The organism is Streptomyces sp. HB132, from assembly GCF_016909575.1.
Classification (GTDB): domain Bacteria; phylum Actinomycetota; class Actinomycetes; order Streptomycetales; family Streptomycetaceae; genus Streptomyces.
The window spans coordinates 310,483-324,419 of record NZ_JAFBGA010000006.1; the positions used below are offsets into that span (position 1 = coordinate 310,483).

Consider the following 13,937-nt stretch of genomic DNA (forward strand, 5'->3'; position numbering starts at 1 on the left):
TCGTGGGAGTGCCGGGTCACGCCGAGCCGAGTTCTTTGTCGATGAACGCGAAGACGTCGTCGGCGGAGGCCTCTTCGAGACGGCCGGTGACGGCTGCCGCGTCCTGGCCGAGGGTCTTGTCCAGGTCCTTGAGCAGGGTCTGCAGCCGGGTGGTGACCCTGCTCTGCTCCAGGTCCTCGGCGGTGAGGTCGCCGAGCCGGGCGGCGACCCGTTCGAGCTCGGCGACCACGGCGTCCACGGAGGTGTCCGCGCCGGCGAGTTCGGTGCCCAGGTACTTGGCGAGGGCGGCGGGGGTGGCGTAGTCGAAGATGAGCGTGGCCGGCAGCGGCACTCCGGCGGCGCCACTGATCCGGTTGCGCAGGTCGACCGAGGTGAGCGAGTCGAAGCCGAGGTCGCGGAACGCGGTGGTCGGTTCGACCGCTCCGGCGTCGCCGTATCCGAGGACGGCGGCGGCCTGGCCGCAGACCAGGTCGTACAGGGCGCGCTCGCGTTCCCCTCCGGTGAGTCCCGCGAGCTTCTCCGCGAAACCGTCGGCCGGGTTCGCGCCGTCCGGGCCGCTCGTGGTGCGGCGGGCCTCGGGCAGGGCGGACAGCAGCGGGCTGGGACGGGTCGAGGTGAACGCGGGGGCGAACACCGACCAGTCGACGTCGGCGACGGTGACGGTGGTGTCACCGCCGTCCAGGGCGCGGCGCAGCGCGGTGAGGGCGGTGTCCGGGTCGAGCAGGGACATGCCCATCGCCCGGGCCGAGGCGCGTACCGCGCCGTGGGCCGCCATGCCGTCGCCGCCCCAGGGGCCCCAGGCCACGGAGGTGGCGGGCAGACCCGCCGCGTGACGGTGCTCGGCCAGGGCGTCCAGGTAGGCGTTGGCGGCGGCGTAGTTGGCCTGGCCGGCGCCGCCGACGGTGGCGGTCAGGGAGGAGAACAGCACGAACGCCGACAGGTCGAGCCCGGCGGTCAGTTCGTGCAGGTGGAGGGCCGCGTCCGCCTTGGGTCCGAGGACGCGGGCGAACCGGTCGGCGTCCAGGGAGTCCAGGACGCCGTCGTCGAGGGCGCCGGCCAGGTGCACGACGGCCGTCAGGGGGTGCCGTGCCGGTACGGAGTCCAGCAGGCCGGCCAGTGCGGACCGGTCGCTCACGTCGCATGCGGTCAGGGTGACGCCGGTACCGGTGGCGGTGAGTTCACGGACCAGGTCGTCGGCGCCGGGGGCGTCGGCGCCCCGGCGGGAGGTGAGCAGCAGGTGTTCGGCGCCCTCGGCGGCGAGCCGACGGGCGACGACGGCACCCACCGCGCCGGTGGCGCCGGTGACCAGCACGGTGCCGGACGGCTTCCAGGGGGCGCCCGCGCGTGCGGGGGCGTGCTCCAGCCGGCGTCCGTGGGCGCCGGACTCACGGATCACGACCTGGTCCTCGCCGCCGGCGTCGCCGAGAAGCGCGGCCAGGCGGGCCACGGTCCGCGGACCGGCCTCGGCGGGCAGGTCGACGAGGCCGCCCCACCGGTCGGGGTGCTCCAGGGCGGCGACCCGGCCGAGGCCCCACAGTGCGGCCTGGGCGAAGCCGGTGACGGTGGCGCCGGCTCCGTGGGCGACGGCGTCCCGGGTGGCGCACCACAGCGGGGCGGCGGCGCCGGTGTCACCGAGTGCCTGGACGAGTGCGGCGAGGGCGGCCGGCGGCGTCGCCGGGGCGGGCAGGAACAGGATGCCGTCGGTCGAGGTCCGGCCGGTGAGCGCGTCGGCAAGTGCGGCACGGTCGGCGGTGTCCGGCACAGTCAGGATGTCGACGTCCAGCCCGTTGCCTGCCAGGCCCTCCGTCACCGCGCGGGTCCACGGGTCGTCGGCGGTGGACGCGGGGACGACGGCCAGCCAGGTCCCGCCGAGCGCCGGGGTGGCGGGAGGCGCCAGCGGTGCCCAGGTGACGCGGTGGCGGAGCCCGTCCGCCGCGGCGTGCGCCTGTCGCCGGCCGTGCCAGGTGGCGAGGGCCGGTACGACGGCGGCGACGGAACTCTCGTCGTCGAGACCGAGGGTGGCGGCGACGGCACTCACGTCCTGCTCGCGCACCAGGTCCCAGAACGGGTCACCTGCGTCGCCGCCGGAGGCGGCCTGGCGCTCGGCCTGCAGGATGGGGGCGTCCTCCCAGTGCCGGTCCCGCCGGAACGGGTAGGTGGGCAGGTCGACGGTGCGGCCGCCGGTGAAGACCGTCCGCCAGTCGGGGCCGGTGCCGGTGAGGTGGAGTCGGCAGAGGGCGTCGACGAGGGCGGTGTCCTCGGCACGGTCGCGCCGCTGGGTGCCGATGGCGTCGGGGACCACGTCCTGCGCCATGGTGCTGAGCACCGAGTCCGGGCCGATCTCCAGGAAGCGGGTGGCGCCCTCGGCGGCGAGCGTGGTGGCACCGTCGTGGAAGCGGACGGCCTCGCGGACGTGCCGTACCCAGTAGTCGGGGTCGGTCAGGTCGTCGGCGATCCGGCCGGTGACGTTGGAGACGACCGGGAGCGCGGGCTCGCGGAAGGTGAGGCCGGCCAGTACCTCGCGGAAGGGCTCCAGCATGGGGTCCATGCGGTGCGAGTGGAAGGCGTGCGACACCTTCAGCCGGGTGCTCTTCTCGGCATGGGCCGCGACGGCGAGGACGGCCGCCTCGTCACCGGAGACCACGACGGAGCGTGCGCCGTTGACGGCGGCGATGTCGACGCCGTCGGTGAGGAGCGCGAGGACCTCGGCCTCGGTGGCGCGCAGGGACACCATCGCGCCGCCGGCCGGCAGGTCCTGCATGAGGCGGCCCCGGGCGGCGACCAGGGTGACCGCGTCCTTCAGGTCCAGGACTCCGGCGACGTGCGCGGCGACGATCTCGCCGATGGAGTGTCCGGCGAGCAGGTCGGGGCGGACGCCCCAGTGCTCCAGCAGCCGGTAGAGGGCGGTCTCGAAGGTGAACAGCGCCGCCTGGGTGTAGGCGGTGCGGTGCAGCGGCGCGTCGGCGCCGTCGGCGTCCTCGTCGAACATGACGTCGCGCAGCGGCCTGTCGAGGTGCTCGTCGAAGGCGGCGCAGATGTCGTCGAAGGCCGCGGCGAACACCGGGAAGGCGGCGTGCAGGGTGCGGCCCATGCCGGGGCGCTGGGAGCCCTGGCCGGAGAACAGCACGGCGAGGCGGCCGGGTTCGGGGGCCACGACGGGCGCCCGGGTGCCGTCGGCGACCTCACGCAGGGCGGCCAGCAGTTCGTCACGGTCGCGTCCGGTGACGGCGGCGCGGTGGGTGAACAGGGAGCGGGTGGTGGCCAGCGAGTGTCCGACGTCGTACGGGTCGAGGTCGCCTGCGGCAGCCAGCAGCCGTTCCGCCTGCCGCCGTACGGCGTCGGCGCCCTTGCCGGAGAGCAGCCACGGCACGACGGGCAGCTCGGTGCGGTGGGGGTTACTCTCGTCGGCCCCCGTGGGCGGGGCCTCCTCCAGGACGGTGTGCGCGTTGGTCCCGGAGATGCCGAACGACGAGATGCCGGCGCGGCGCGGTCGGCCGTCGCCGCCCCAGGGACGGGGCTCGGTGAGCAGTTCGACGTCGCCCGCGCTCCAGTCGACGGCGGTGGTGGGCGTGCCGACGTGCAGGGTCCTGGGGAGGGTGCCGTGGCGCATCGCCATGACCATCTTGATGACGGCGCCCACTCCGGCGGCGGCCTGGGCGTGGCCCATGTTGGACTTGATGGAGCCCAGCCACAGCGGCAGGCCCTCGGGGCGGTCCTGCCCGTACGCGGCGATGACGGCCTGGGCCTCGATGGGGTCACCGAGGGTGGTGCCGGTGCCGTGGGCCTCCACCGCGTCGATGTGGTGCGGGGCCAGTTGGGCGTCGGCGAGCGCCTGCTGGATGACACGGACCTGGGCCGGTCCGCTGGGCGCGGTCAGGCCGTTGGAGGCACCGTCCTGGTTGACGGCGCTGCCGCGCACGACGGCGAGCACCCTGTGGCCGTTGCGGCGGGCGTCGGACAGCCGCTCGACGAGGAGCATGCCCGCGCCCTCGGCCCAGGCGGCGCCGGCGGCGTCGTCGGAGAAGGAGTGGCAGCGGCCGTCGGGCGAGAGGGCGCGGCGCTCGCTGAACTCGACGAACATCTCGGGGCTGGCCATGAGGGCGGCCCCGCCCGCCAGGGCGAGGGAACACTCCCCCTTGCGCAGCGACTGGATCGCCGAGTGGAGGGCGACCAGGGAGGAGGAGCAGGCGGTGTCCATGGTGACCGCCGGGCCCTCGAGTCCAAGGGTGTAGGCGATCCGGCCGGAGACGATGCTGCCGGAGATGGTGCCGCCGAGGTAGTCGTGGTGCATCAGACCGACGAAGACACCGGTCTGCGTGCCCTTCACGGCCGTGGGGTCGATGCCGGCACGTTCGAAGGCCTCCCAGGTGACCTCCAGCAGCATGCGCTGCTGGGGGTCCGTGCCGGGCGCGTCCTTGGGGCTGATGCCGAAGAAGGCGGGGTCGCACTCGGCGGCGTCGTGGAGGAATCCGCCGTGGCGCACGTAGGTCTTGCCGGGGGCCCCGGGCTCGGGGTCGTAGAGGGCGTCGACGTCCCAGCCGCGGTCGGTGGGGAAGTCGGAGACGACGTCGACGCCTTCGTCGACGATGCGCCACAGGTCCTCGGGGGTGCGTATCCCTCCGGGGTAGCGGCAGCCCATACCGATGATGGCGACGGGCTCGTGGTCCTGCTCCTCCAGTTCCCTCACGCGGCGCCGGCTGCGCTCCAGCTCGGTCGTGGCCCGCTTCAGGTAGTCGCGGAGCTTTTCGGCCGTTGCCGGGTCTTCCATCACAGGGCTCCCAGTTCGTTGTCGATCGTCGCGAAGAGTTCCGCGTCGCTGGCCTCACCGAAGTCCTGCGCCGGCGGGGGCGCGGCGTCGCCGCCGCCGCGGGCGTCCTGCCAGCCGCGCAGGAGGGCTTCGAGGCGTGCGGTGACGCGGGTGTGGCTGCCGTCCTCGTCGGGCAGGCCGAGCAGCACGGCCTCCAGCCGGTCCACGTCGGCCAGGGCGGTCCGGGCGAGGTCGGCTGGTCCCGGGACCAGTTCGGTCTTGAGGTGGGCGGCGAGTGTGCGGGGCGAGGGCTGGTCGAAGACGAGCGTGGCCGGGAGGGTGAGCCCGGTGGCGCCCGCGAGGAGGTTGCGCAGTTCGACGGCGGCGAGCGAGTCGAAGCCCATCTCCTGGAAGGCGCGTCCGGGGTCCACCGACTGCGGTGAGGGGTGCCCGAGCACGCCGGCGACATGGGTGCGGACCAGATCCAGCAGGGCGCGGTCGCGTTCGGTGTCGGGCAGGCCGGCGAGCCGCTCGCGCCAGGAGGCGGACGAGATGCCCTCGGCGTTCCCGGCCCCGGCCTCGCGTGCCGCGGGGCGGACGAGTCCGCGCAGCAGCGCGGGTACGCCGTCGGGCCGGGCCCGTACAGCGGCGCCGTCCAGCCGGACGGGGACCACGAGGGCGTCCTCGGCGCCGAGGGCGGCGTCGAACATGCGCAGTCCCTGGGCGGGGGCCAGGGGCGGCAGGCCGAGACGGCGCAGCCGCTCCAGGTCGGCCGCCTCGATGCCGGCGCTCATGCCGCCGCCCGATGCCCAAAGGCCGTAGGCCAGGGAGACGGCGGGCAGTCCGAGCGAGCGGCGGTGTGCGGCGAGACCGTCGAGGAAGGTGTTGGCCGCCGCGTAGTTGGCCTGGCCGCCGCCGACGAGCAGGCCCGCGGTGGAGGACAGCAGGACGAACGCGGACAGGTCCGACTCCCGGGTCAGGTCGTGCAGGTGCCAGGCGGCGTCCACCTTGGGCCGCAGGACCCGTTCGACACGGTCCGCGTCGAGGGTGGCCAGGACGCCGTTGTCGACGACACCGGCGGCGTGCACCACGGCGCGGACCGGGTGCCGTCCGAGCAGCGCGGCGAGGTCGGCGCGGTCCGCGACGTCGCACCGGGCGAGGGTGACCTCGGCGCCGAGCGTGGCGAGTTCGTCCCTGAGGTCGGTCGCGCCGGGGGCGTCCGCGCCGCGCCGGCCGACCAGCAGCAGACGCCTCACGCCGTGCTCGGTGACCAGGTGACGGGCGATCAGGGCGCCCAGGCCGCCGGTGCCGCCGGTGACCAGGACCGTGCCGTCCGGGTCCCAGACGTGGGGGCCGCCGGGCTTGGCGCGGGCCAGGCGCGGGACGCGCACCTCGCCGTCGCGCACCGCGGTCTCCGGCTCGCCGGAGGCCAGCGCCGTGGCGAGGGCCGTGTCCGCGGCGGCGCTGCCGTCGGTGCCGATCAGCAGGAAGCGCCCGGGGTTCTCGGCCGCCGCGGCGCGCACCAGCCCGAACAGCGGGGCGTGCGCCAGGTGGTCGCCCCTCAGCAGCACGGCGAGCCGGCGGCCGGTGAAGTGTTCGTCGTCGAGCCAGAGCCGCAGGGTGTCCAGGGTGGTGCCCACCAGGTCGCGTGTCCGCTCCGGCAGGCCGACGCCGGTTTCGGGGTCGGCGGCCACGGCCAGGACGACCGTGCCGGGCACGTCGCCGGCGTCCGCCAGTGCGGCGAGGTCGCGGTACCGGGGTGCGTCGAGGCCTGCGTCGGCACCGCACACGGCCAGGTCGGACAGGTCCGGTCGCGCGGCGCCGGGGGCCGGGACGAGGTCGACCCGGTACAGGGGGTCGTCGGCGTCCGCGGAGAGCTGCTCGGCTGTGACCGGACGGGCCACGAGGCCGCGGACGGTGGCGACGGGTGCGCCGTCCCCGTCGGCCAGGTCGAGGCGTACGGCGTCGTTGCCCGCCGGGGACAGGCGCAGACGCAGGCGGTCGGTACCGGCCCGGTGCAGGGTGACGCCGCTCCAGGCGAACGGCAGCACGGCCTGTCCGCCGGTCAGGTCCAGCAGGTTGACGTGCAGGGCGGCGTCCAGCAGGGCCGGGTGGAGACCGAAGGCGCCGGCGGTGGTGCGTGCTCCGTCGGGAAGGGCGGCCTCGGCGTACAGCTCGTCGCCCCGGCGCCACATGGCGCGCAGGCCCTGGAAGACCTCTCCGTAGCCGTATCCGGTGCGGGCCAGTCGCGTGTAGAGCCCTTCCAGGTCCACGGGTTCCGCACCGGCGGGAGGCCAGGCGGCGGGGTCGGCGTGCGGTTCCCCGTCCGGGGGCGCGGTGGTCAGGACGCCACCGGCGTTGCGGGTCCACGGGGTGTCGGGGGTGTCGGTGCGGCGTGACCAGACGGTCAGTTCGCGGCGGCCGTCCCGTTCAGCGTCGACGGCGACCTGTACGGCCACGGAGCCTTGTTCGGGCAGGGTGAGGGGGGCGTGCAGGGTGAGTTCCCCGACGTTGTCGCAGCCGGTCTGTGCAGCGGCCCGCAGCGCCATCTCGACGAAGGCGGTGCCGGGCAGCAGGACGGTGCCGTGGACGGCGTGGTCGCCGAGCCAGGGGTGGGAGGACAGGGACAGCCGTCCCGTGAGGACCGCGCCCTGGGTGTCGGGCAGTTCGGTCGCGGCGGTCAGCAGCGGATGGCCGGTGCTCTGCTGTCCGAGCCCGTCGGCGTCGCCGGTGCCGCCCGCGGCCGCCTCGAGCCACAGGCGGGTCCGCCGGAAGGCGTAGGTGGGCAGGTCGGTGCGCCGGGCATGGTGCGGGGCGTGGAACGCCTCCCAGTCGACGGGTCCCCCGGCTGCGTGCAGCCGGGCCACCGAGCTGACGAAGTCGTGCGTCTCGTCACCGTCACGGCGCATGACGGGCACGCACACGCTGTCCGGGGGGAGGCACTCGGCGGCCAGCGCGGTGAGCGCCGCGTCCGGGCCGACCTCGAGGAACGCCCGTACGCCCAGGTCGTGCAGAGTGGTGAGGGCGGGGGCGAAACGTACGGGGCGGCGGACGTGGTCGACCCAGTGGCCGGGGGTGGAGAGCTCGCCGGGTCCGGCGAGGACGCCGGTGAGGGTGGAGACGACCGGGATGCGGGGCTCCTGGTAGTCGCACCGCGCGGCGGCCTCGGCGAAGGCTTCCAGCATCGGGTCCATCAGCGGCGAGTGGAAAGCGTGGGAGACCGAGAGCCGCTTACCGCCCTCGAAGCGGGCGGCGAGTGCGTCGACGGCCGCCTCGGTTCCTGACACCACCACGGATCGGGGGCCGTTGACGGCGGCGAGGCCGACCAGCTCGTCGAGGTGGGGCGCGACTTCCTCCTCGGTCGCCCGCAGCGCGGCCATGGCGCCACCGGCCGGGAGCGCCGCCATCAGGCGGCCACGGGCGAGGACGAGGGAGACCGCGTCCGGCAGGGAGAGCACTCCGGCGACGTGGGCGGCGGCGAGTTCGCCGACGGAGTGACCGGCCAGGTAGTCCGGCACCGCGCCCCACGACTCCAGCAGCCGGTACATGGCCACCTCGAGGGCGAAGATCGCGATCTGTGCGTAGTCCGTACGGGTCAGCAGCGCGGGATCGCCGTCGATCACCTCGCCGAGCGGGTGCTCCAGATGGGGGTCGGCGAGGGCGCACACCGCGTCGAACGTCTCGGCGTAGACGGGGTGCGCGCGGTGCAGTTCGCGGCCCATGCCGGGGCGCTGGGCACCCTGCCCGGTGAACAGGAAAGCCGTCCTGCCGCCGACCGGGGTGAGCGGGTTGGCGGCCGCCAGGGCGTCCAGCAGTGCGCCGGCGTCGCTGCCGACGGCGACGGCTCGGTACTCGAAGTGGGTGCGGGTGGTGGCGAGCGAGAGGGCTACGTCCGCCGGAGCGACGTCGTCGCGTCCGGTGAGGTGCTCGCGCAGGCGGTCGATCTGGCCGGCGAGGGCCTCGGGGCTGCGGCCGGTGACGATCCAGGGCACGGGGGTGGCCGCACGGGGTCCTGCCATCGTGGCGGCCGGTGTCGCCGCCGCGTCGGGGGCGGCCGCTTCCTCTTCGAGGGGGGCCTGCTCCAGCACCACGTGGGCGTTGGTGCCGCTGATGCCGAAGGAGGAGACGGCCGCACGGCGCGGTCCGCCGGTGTCGGGCCAGGGGCTCCGTTCCAGGGCGAGTTCGACGGCTCCCGCGTCCCAGTCGACCTGGTCCGTGGGGGCGTCGACGTGGAGGGTGGGCGGCACCTCACCGTGGCGCATGGCCATGACCATCTTGACGACCCCGGCGACGCCCGCGGCGGCCTGGGTGTGGCCGAGGTTGGACTTGACGGAGCCGAGCAGCAGCGGTCTGTCGGCGGGGTGTTCCCGGCCGTAGGTGGCCAGCAGCGCCTGTGCTTCGATCGGGTCGCCGAGCGAGGTCCCGGTGCCGTGCGCCTCCACCACGTCGACGTCGGCGGCGGTGAGGCCCGCGCCGGCCAGCGCCTGGCGGATGACCCGTTGCTGGGAGGGGCCGTTGGGCGCGGTCAGCCGGCTGCTGGCGCCGTCGGAGTTGACGGCGCTGCCACGCACCACGGCGAGCACGGGGTGGCCGTTGCGCCGTGCGTCGGCCAGGCGTTCCACGAGCAGCATGCCGGCACCCTCGCCCCAGCCGGTGCCGTCCGCGGCGGTGGAGAAGGCCTTGCATCGGCCGTCGGCGGCGAGACCGCGCTGCCTGCTGAAGTCGACGAACGTCTCCGGGGTGGACATCACGGTGACCCCGCCCGCCAGCGCGAGGGAGCACTCGCCTGCCTGCAGCGCGCGCACCGCCCAGTGCAGGGCGACCAGCGAGGAGGAGCAGGCGGTGTCGACGGTGACGACCGGGCCCTCCAGGCCGAAGGTGTAGGCGATGCGCCCGGAGGCGATGCTCGCGGCGCTGCCGTTGGCGAGGTAGCCGTCGAGGTCGTCGGGGACGGTGTCGAGCCGGGTGGCGTAGTCGTTGTACATCACGCCGGCGAACACGCCTGTGCGGCTGCCGCGCAGGGAGGCCGGGACGATGCCGGCCCGCTCGAACGCCTCGAACGAGGTCTCCAGCAGCAGGCGTTGCTGCGGGTCCATGGCAAGGGCCTCACGGGGGCTGATGCCGAAGAAGTCGTAGTCGAAGTCGGGGGCGTCGTACAGGAAGCCGCCGGTGCGTGCGTAGGTCGTACCGGGCCGGTCCGGGTCGGGGTCGTACAGGGCGTCCACGTCCCAGCCGCGGTCGCCGGGGAAGTCCGACACGGCGTCGGTTCCCGTCGCCACCAGGTTCCACAGGTCCTCGGGCGAGGTGACACCGCCCGGGTAACGGCAGCCGATGCCGACGATGGCCACCGGGCCGTGTGCGCGTTGTTCGTTCTCGCGCAGCCGGCGTCGTGCCTCCCGCAGATCCGCGGTCGTCCGCCTGAGGTAGTCGAGCAGCTGCTCTTCGTTGTTCACCAGCGCGCCATCCGATCGGGATCGAAAGTGGGCCTCGGTCCTGCGGACTGTCTCCGGACGGGATCCCGGTCCGCTTCCCCCTCCGTTGACGGAGGCTAGGTAGGGGGCGGCGGCGCTTGATACCCCTACGGCCCCCAGGGGGCCCGGGACGGCTCGGAGGCGGGCGTACGGTGTGCCCGAACGGGCAGCGCTGAACGGAAACGTGCCCGGGTCGCGTGTTCAGCGGCCCGCTTCCTTTCTTTACTTCCCGGTAAATCAACTGACCGTGAAAAGTCGCCTCGGACCGGCATCCTGAGCGAGAAGTAACTTCCGGAAGGGCCTGGTTGACAACGTTGACAACGCCCTATAACCTCGCTGTTTGTTTGATCGAGTAGCTATTTTTCTTCCCTCCGGAAAGACTTGCCGAACCGATCGAATCGCGCCGCAAATGACTGGCATTAATTTTCACTGTGCTTATACCAAGGGCAGCCCCAGGGGGCTGGACCACCACATCGCGAGTTGTCTCCTCAGTACTGCGGTGACAGCCCTCGAACAGGAAAAATGCAGGTGAGACGGGGACTCGGACCGATCCCGTGCAACAGCATTCACCCCAGGCGGGCGCGAATCCACGAGCGTTACTGGACACAGGGGGAACACCTTGCGCCTTTTCGACCGCTCCGAAGAATTACACATACTTAACGAAGCGTTTACCGAAAGTACTCGAAGATCCGGACGGTTCGTGATAGTCACGGGTGGCCCCGGTTCCGGGAAGACTCAGCTTCTGCACGAATTCCTGGCCACTCCGGGCCGATCGGGCGCACGCATACTCCAGGGCACGGCACACCCGGCCGAGCGCGACCGACCGATGAGTCTGTTGCGGCAATTGCTGCGCAACGGTGAGGTGCGGCCCGTTCTGCCTGACCGGGTGCAGCCCGTTCCGGCGGACCCCGCTCGACCGGTGGGCAGAGGCACGCAGACCCTCCCCCGGAGTTTCAAGCGCCGGGTAGACATGGAGTTCGGGAATCCGGATCCGGGGACGGCAGAGACACTTCTGCGGCTCGCGGACGGCGAACGCCCGCTGGTGGTGGCCGTGGACGACGCCCACCTCATGGACGAGGCCTCGCTGGGCGTCATCGTCCACCTGCTCGACAGAAGCCGCTTCCGGCCCGTCCTCGTGGTGTGCACCACATCCGGTCATCCCGGCACGGGCCACTCGGCCTCCCACGCGGAGCTGATCCGCCGACCGCACCACCGGGCCCGTCTCGGTCCCCTGTCGGAGCGGGGCGTCGGCGAACTGATCGCCGCCCAGTCGACAGCCGCACGGCCGGCCGGGGCGGGCCGCACCTTCCACCGGGCCACGGCCGGCAACCCCTTGCTGGTGCACGCCCTGCTGGACGACAGCACCCGCTTCGGCCGCGATATGGAACGTCCCATCGCCGGCACCGCCTACCGCCAGGCGGTGCTTTCGCTCGTGCACCGCGGCGAGCCACGCCACGTACGGGTGATCCGGGCGCTCGCCGCCCTCGGCGCACCGCCTTCCCTCGGCATGCTGGGTGAGCTGGCCGACACAAGTCCCGCCGGTCTCCAGGAGGCCGTCGAGGCCCTCAACTCCGTGGGACTGCTCGACGGTCACGCCTTCCGGCAACCGACCGCGGCGATCGCGGTGCTCGAGGACATGGACGCCGCCGCGCGTGCCGAGCTGCACGAACGCATCGCCGACCTGCTGTACCGCTGCGGCGCGCCGGCAGGCGACATGGCCCGGCACCTGCGCGCCGCCGACCGGGTGCTGCGACCGTGGGCGCCGGGCGTGCTGCGCGCCGCCGCCGAGCAGGCCCTGGCCGCGGACGACGTGGAGTTGTGCAGCAGTTACCTGAACCTGCTGCTGCGCGACTGCACCGACCCGCAGGAGCGCAACGCCCTGTCGGCCGCCCTCGCCCGGGCGGAGTGGCGTGTCAACCCCGCGGCCGCGGGCGCCCACCTGGAGCCGCTGCGCCGGCCCGCCCTGGACGGCGAGCTGAGCATGCGTGACACCGCGACCGTCCTGCGGCACATGCTGTGGCAGGGCGACACCGAACTGGCCGCCGAGACCGTGGCCACGCTGGTGCCCGCGCGCTCCCCCGGTGACGCGCAGATCCTCCTCGAGGTCGAGTTCGTACGGCAGTGGTTCTACGGCGTCGCGCTGCCCGCCAGGAGCCCGCAGGGCGCCGGTACCGACCCGCGCCGGCCGGCTCCCGCCGACCGCAACGGGGGACTCGCCGCGCAGGTGGCGGTCCTGGTCGGCGGCGTCGCCACGGACGACTCCGCCGCAGCCGTGGCGCAGGCCCTGCAGGGCCGCAAACTCGACCACCTCAACCTGGAGCTGGTGGCGATGGCGCTCCTCGCCATCGCCCATGCCGACCGCCCCGCGGTCGCCGCCGAAGCCTGCGACGCGCTGCTGGAGTCCGCGGTCGAGCGCCGGGCGACGACGTGGCAGGCGCTGCTCGGCAGCGTACGGGCGGAGATCGCGCTGCTGCGCGGAGACATGACGACAGCCGCCGAGGGGGCCGACAGGGCGCTGAGCAGCTTGCACGACAGAAGCTGGGGGGTCCTCGCCGGGCTCCCGCTGTCGACCGCGATCTTCGCCCACACGGCAATGGGCGCCTACGCCGAGGCCGAGCGGGTGCTCAAACGGGACGTCCCGGAGCCGATGTTCGGCACCGTCTTCGGCATCCAGTACCTCCGGGCCCGGGGACACCACTACCTCGTCACCGACCGGCCGTTCGCCGCGCTGAACGACTTCGAGACGTGCAGCAGCCTGATGCGGCAGGGAAACTCCAGCCTGCAGAAGGGCATCCCCTGGCGGTCCGACCTGGCCCTGGCCAATCTGCGGATCGGCAAGGCCCGCACCGCCCGGGAGTGCGCCGAGGAGCAGCTGGGGCTGCCCGGCGGTCACAGTTCCCGCGCGCGGGCGATGGCGTTACGGATGCTGGCCGCCACCAGCAAGGCGCATCGACGGGCCTCACTGCTGCGTGAGGCGATCGATCTGCTCAAGCTTTGCGGCGACCAGCACACCCTTGCTCAGGCCTACGGCGACCTGTCCGCGGCTCACTACGAACTGGGCGAGTACGCCCGCGCCCGGCTGGTCGCCCGGCAAGCGGCCCGTGAGGCGGAGGCGTGCAGCGTCGACTCACCGGTCGACGCACATCTGCTGGAGGATCCCGGCCAGTCCGAGGGGTCCGAGGCGGAGGGCTCGTCCTTCCTGAGCGACGCGGAGTGCCGGGTCGCGGGCCTGGCCGCGCTGGGGTACACCAACCGCGAGATCAGTGGCCGGCTGCACGTCACGATCAGCACGGTGGAACAGCACCTCACCAGGGTCTACCGCAAGTTGCACGTGGCCAGCCGGTCCGAACTGCCGCCGAAGATGCTTGAGCACCGCATCCCGAAGCTGTCCGACCGCTGGGCCACCACCCACTCCTCGGCGGGCTGACCTCCGCCGGTCTCCGGTCCCGCCGGATTCCTCTGCGGACGGGACCCGGTATCCCCCGTCGAGGCGGGGCCCGGCATCCCCTCCCGCACGGCACGGCCCCCTTCACGAGTCCCCACGGGCTCAGGAGGGGGCCTTTCTGCCGACCGGGCCACACCCGGACAGGGACGGGGCGGGGACGGGGACACGGCGACGGGGGGCGGGGGCGGGGACATCGGCACCGGCACCGTCATGTGCCGGTGGCGGCCCCCGCCCCCAGGGCCCGCGCGTCTCGCCGCCGCCAGGCCGCGCCGCG

General features: G+C 73.8%; 3 protein-coding genes. 1 reads left to right on the top strand and 2 read right to left on the bottom strand.

All coding sequences use genetic code 11. The features are described from left to right. Positions 1 to 16 precede the first annotated feature (16 nt). Both JOC24_RS16695 and JOC24_RS16700 read right to left on the bottom strand, forming a co-directional pair. Positions 17 to 4,768 (bottom strand): type I polyketide synthase, encoded by a 4,752-nt coding sequence (locus JOC24_RS16695; protein WP_205021089.1) that lies wholly within the window; start codon positions 4,766 to 4,768, stop codon positions 17 to 19. Then, on the bottom strand, positions 4,768 to 10,200 hold the full coding sequence (locus JOC24_RS16700) for a type I polyketide synthase (protein ID WP_205021090.1): 5,433 nt from the start codon (positions 10,198 to 10,200) through the stop codon (positions 4,768 to 4,770). The genes JOC24_RS16695 and JOC24_RS16700 overlap by 1 nt, the downstream gene beginning before the upstream one ends. A 637-nt stretch (positions 10,201 to 10,837) precedes the next feature. Between JOC24_RS16700 and JOC24_RS16705 the strand changes: the two genes are divergently transcribed. After that, the gene (locus JOC24_RS16705; RefSeq protein WP_205021091.1) at positions 10,838 to 13,645 is read left to right on the top strand and encodes a helix-turn-helix transcriptional regulator; all 2,808 of its coding nucleotides are present in this window, start codon (positions 10,838 to 10,840) and stop codon (positions 13,643 to 13,645) included. Positions 13,646 to 13,937: the final 292 nt, after the last annotated feature.

Coding starts and splice junctions, on each gene's coding strand:
- JOC24_RS16695 (WP_205021089.1), bottom strand. CDS start 4,768: ATGGAAGACCCGGCAACGGCCGAAAAGCTCCGCGACTACCTGAAGCGG.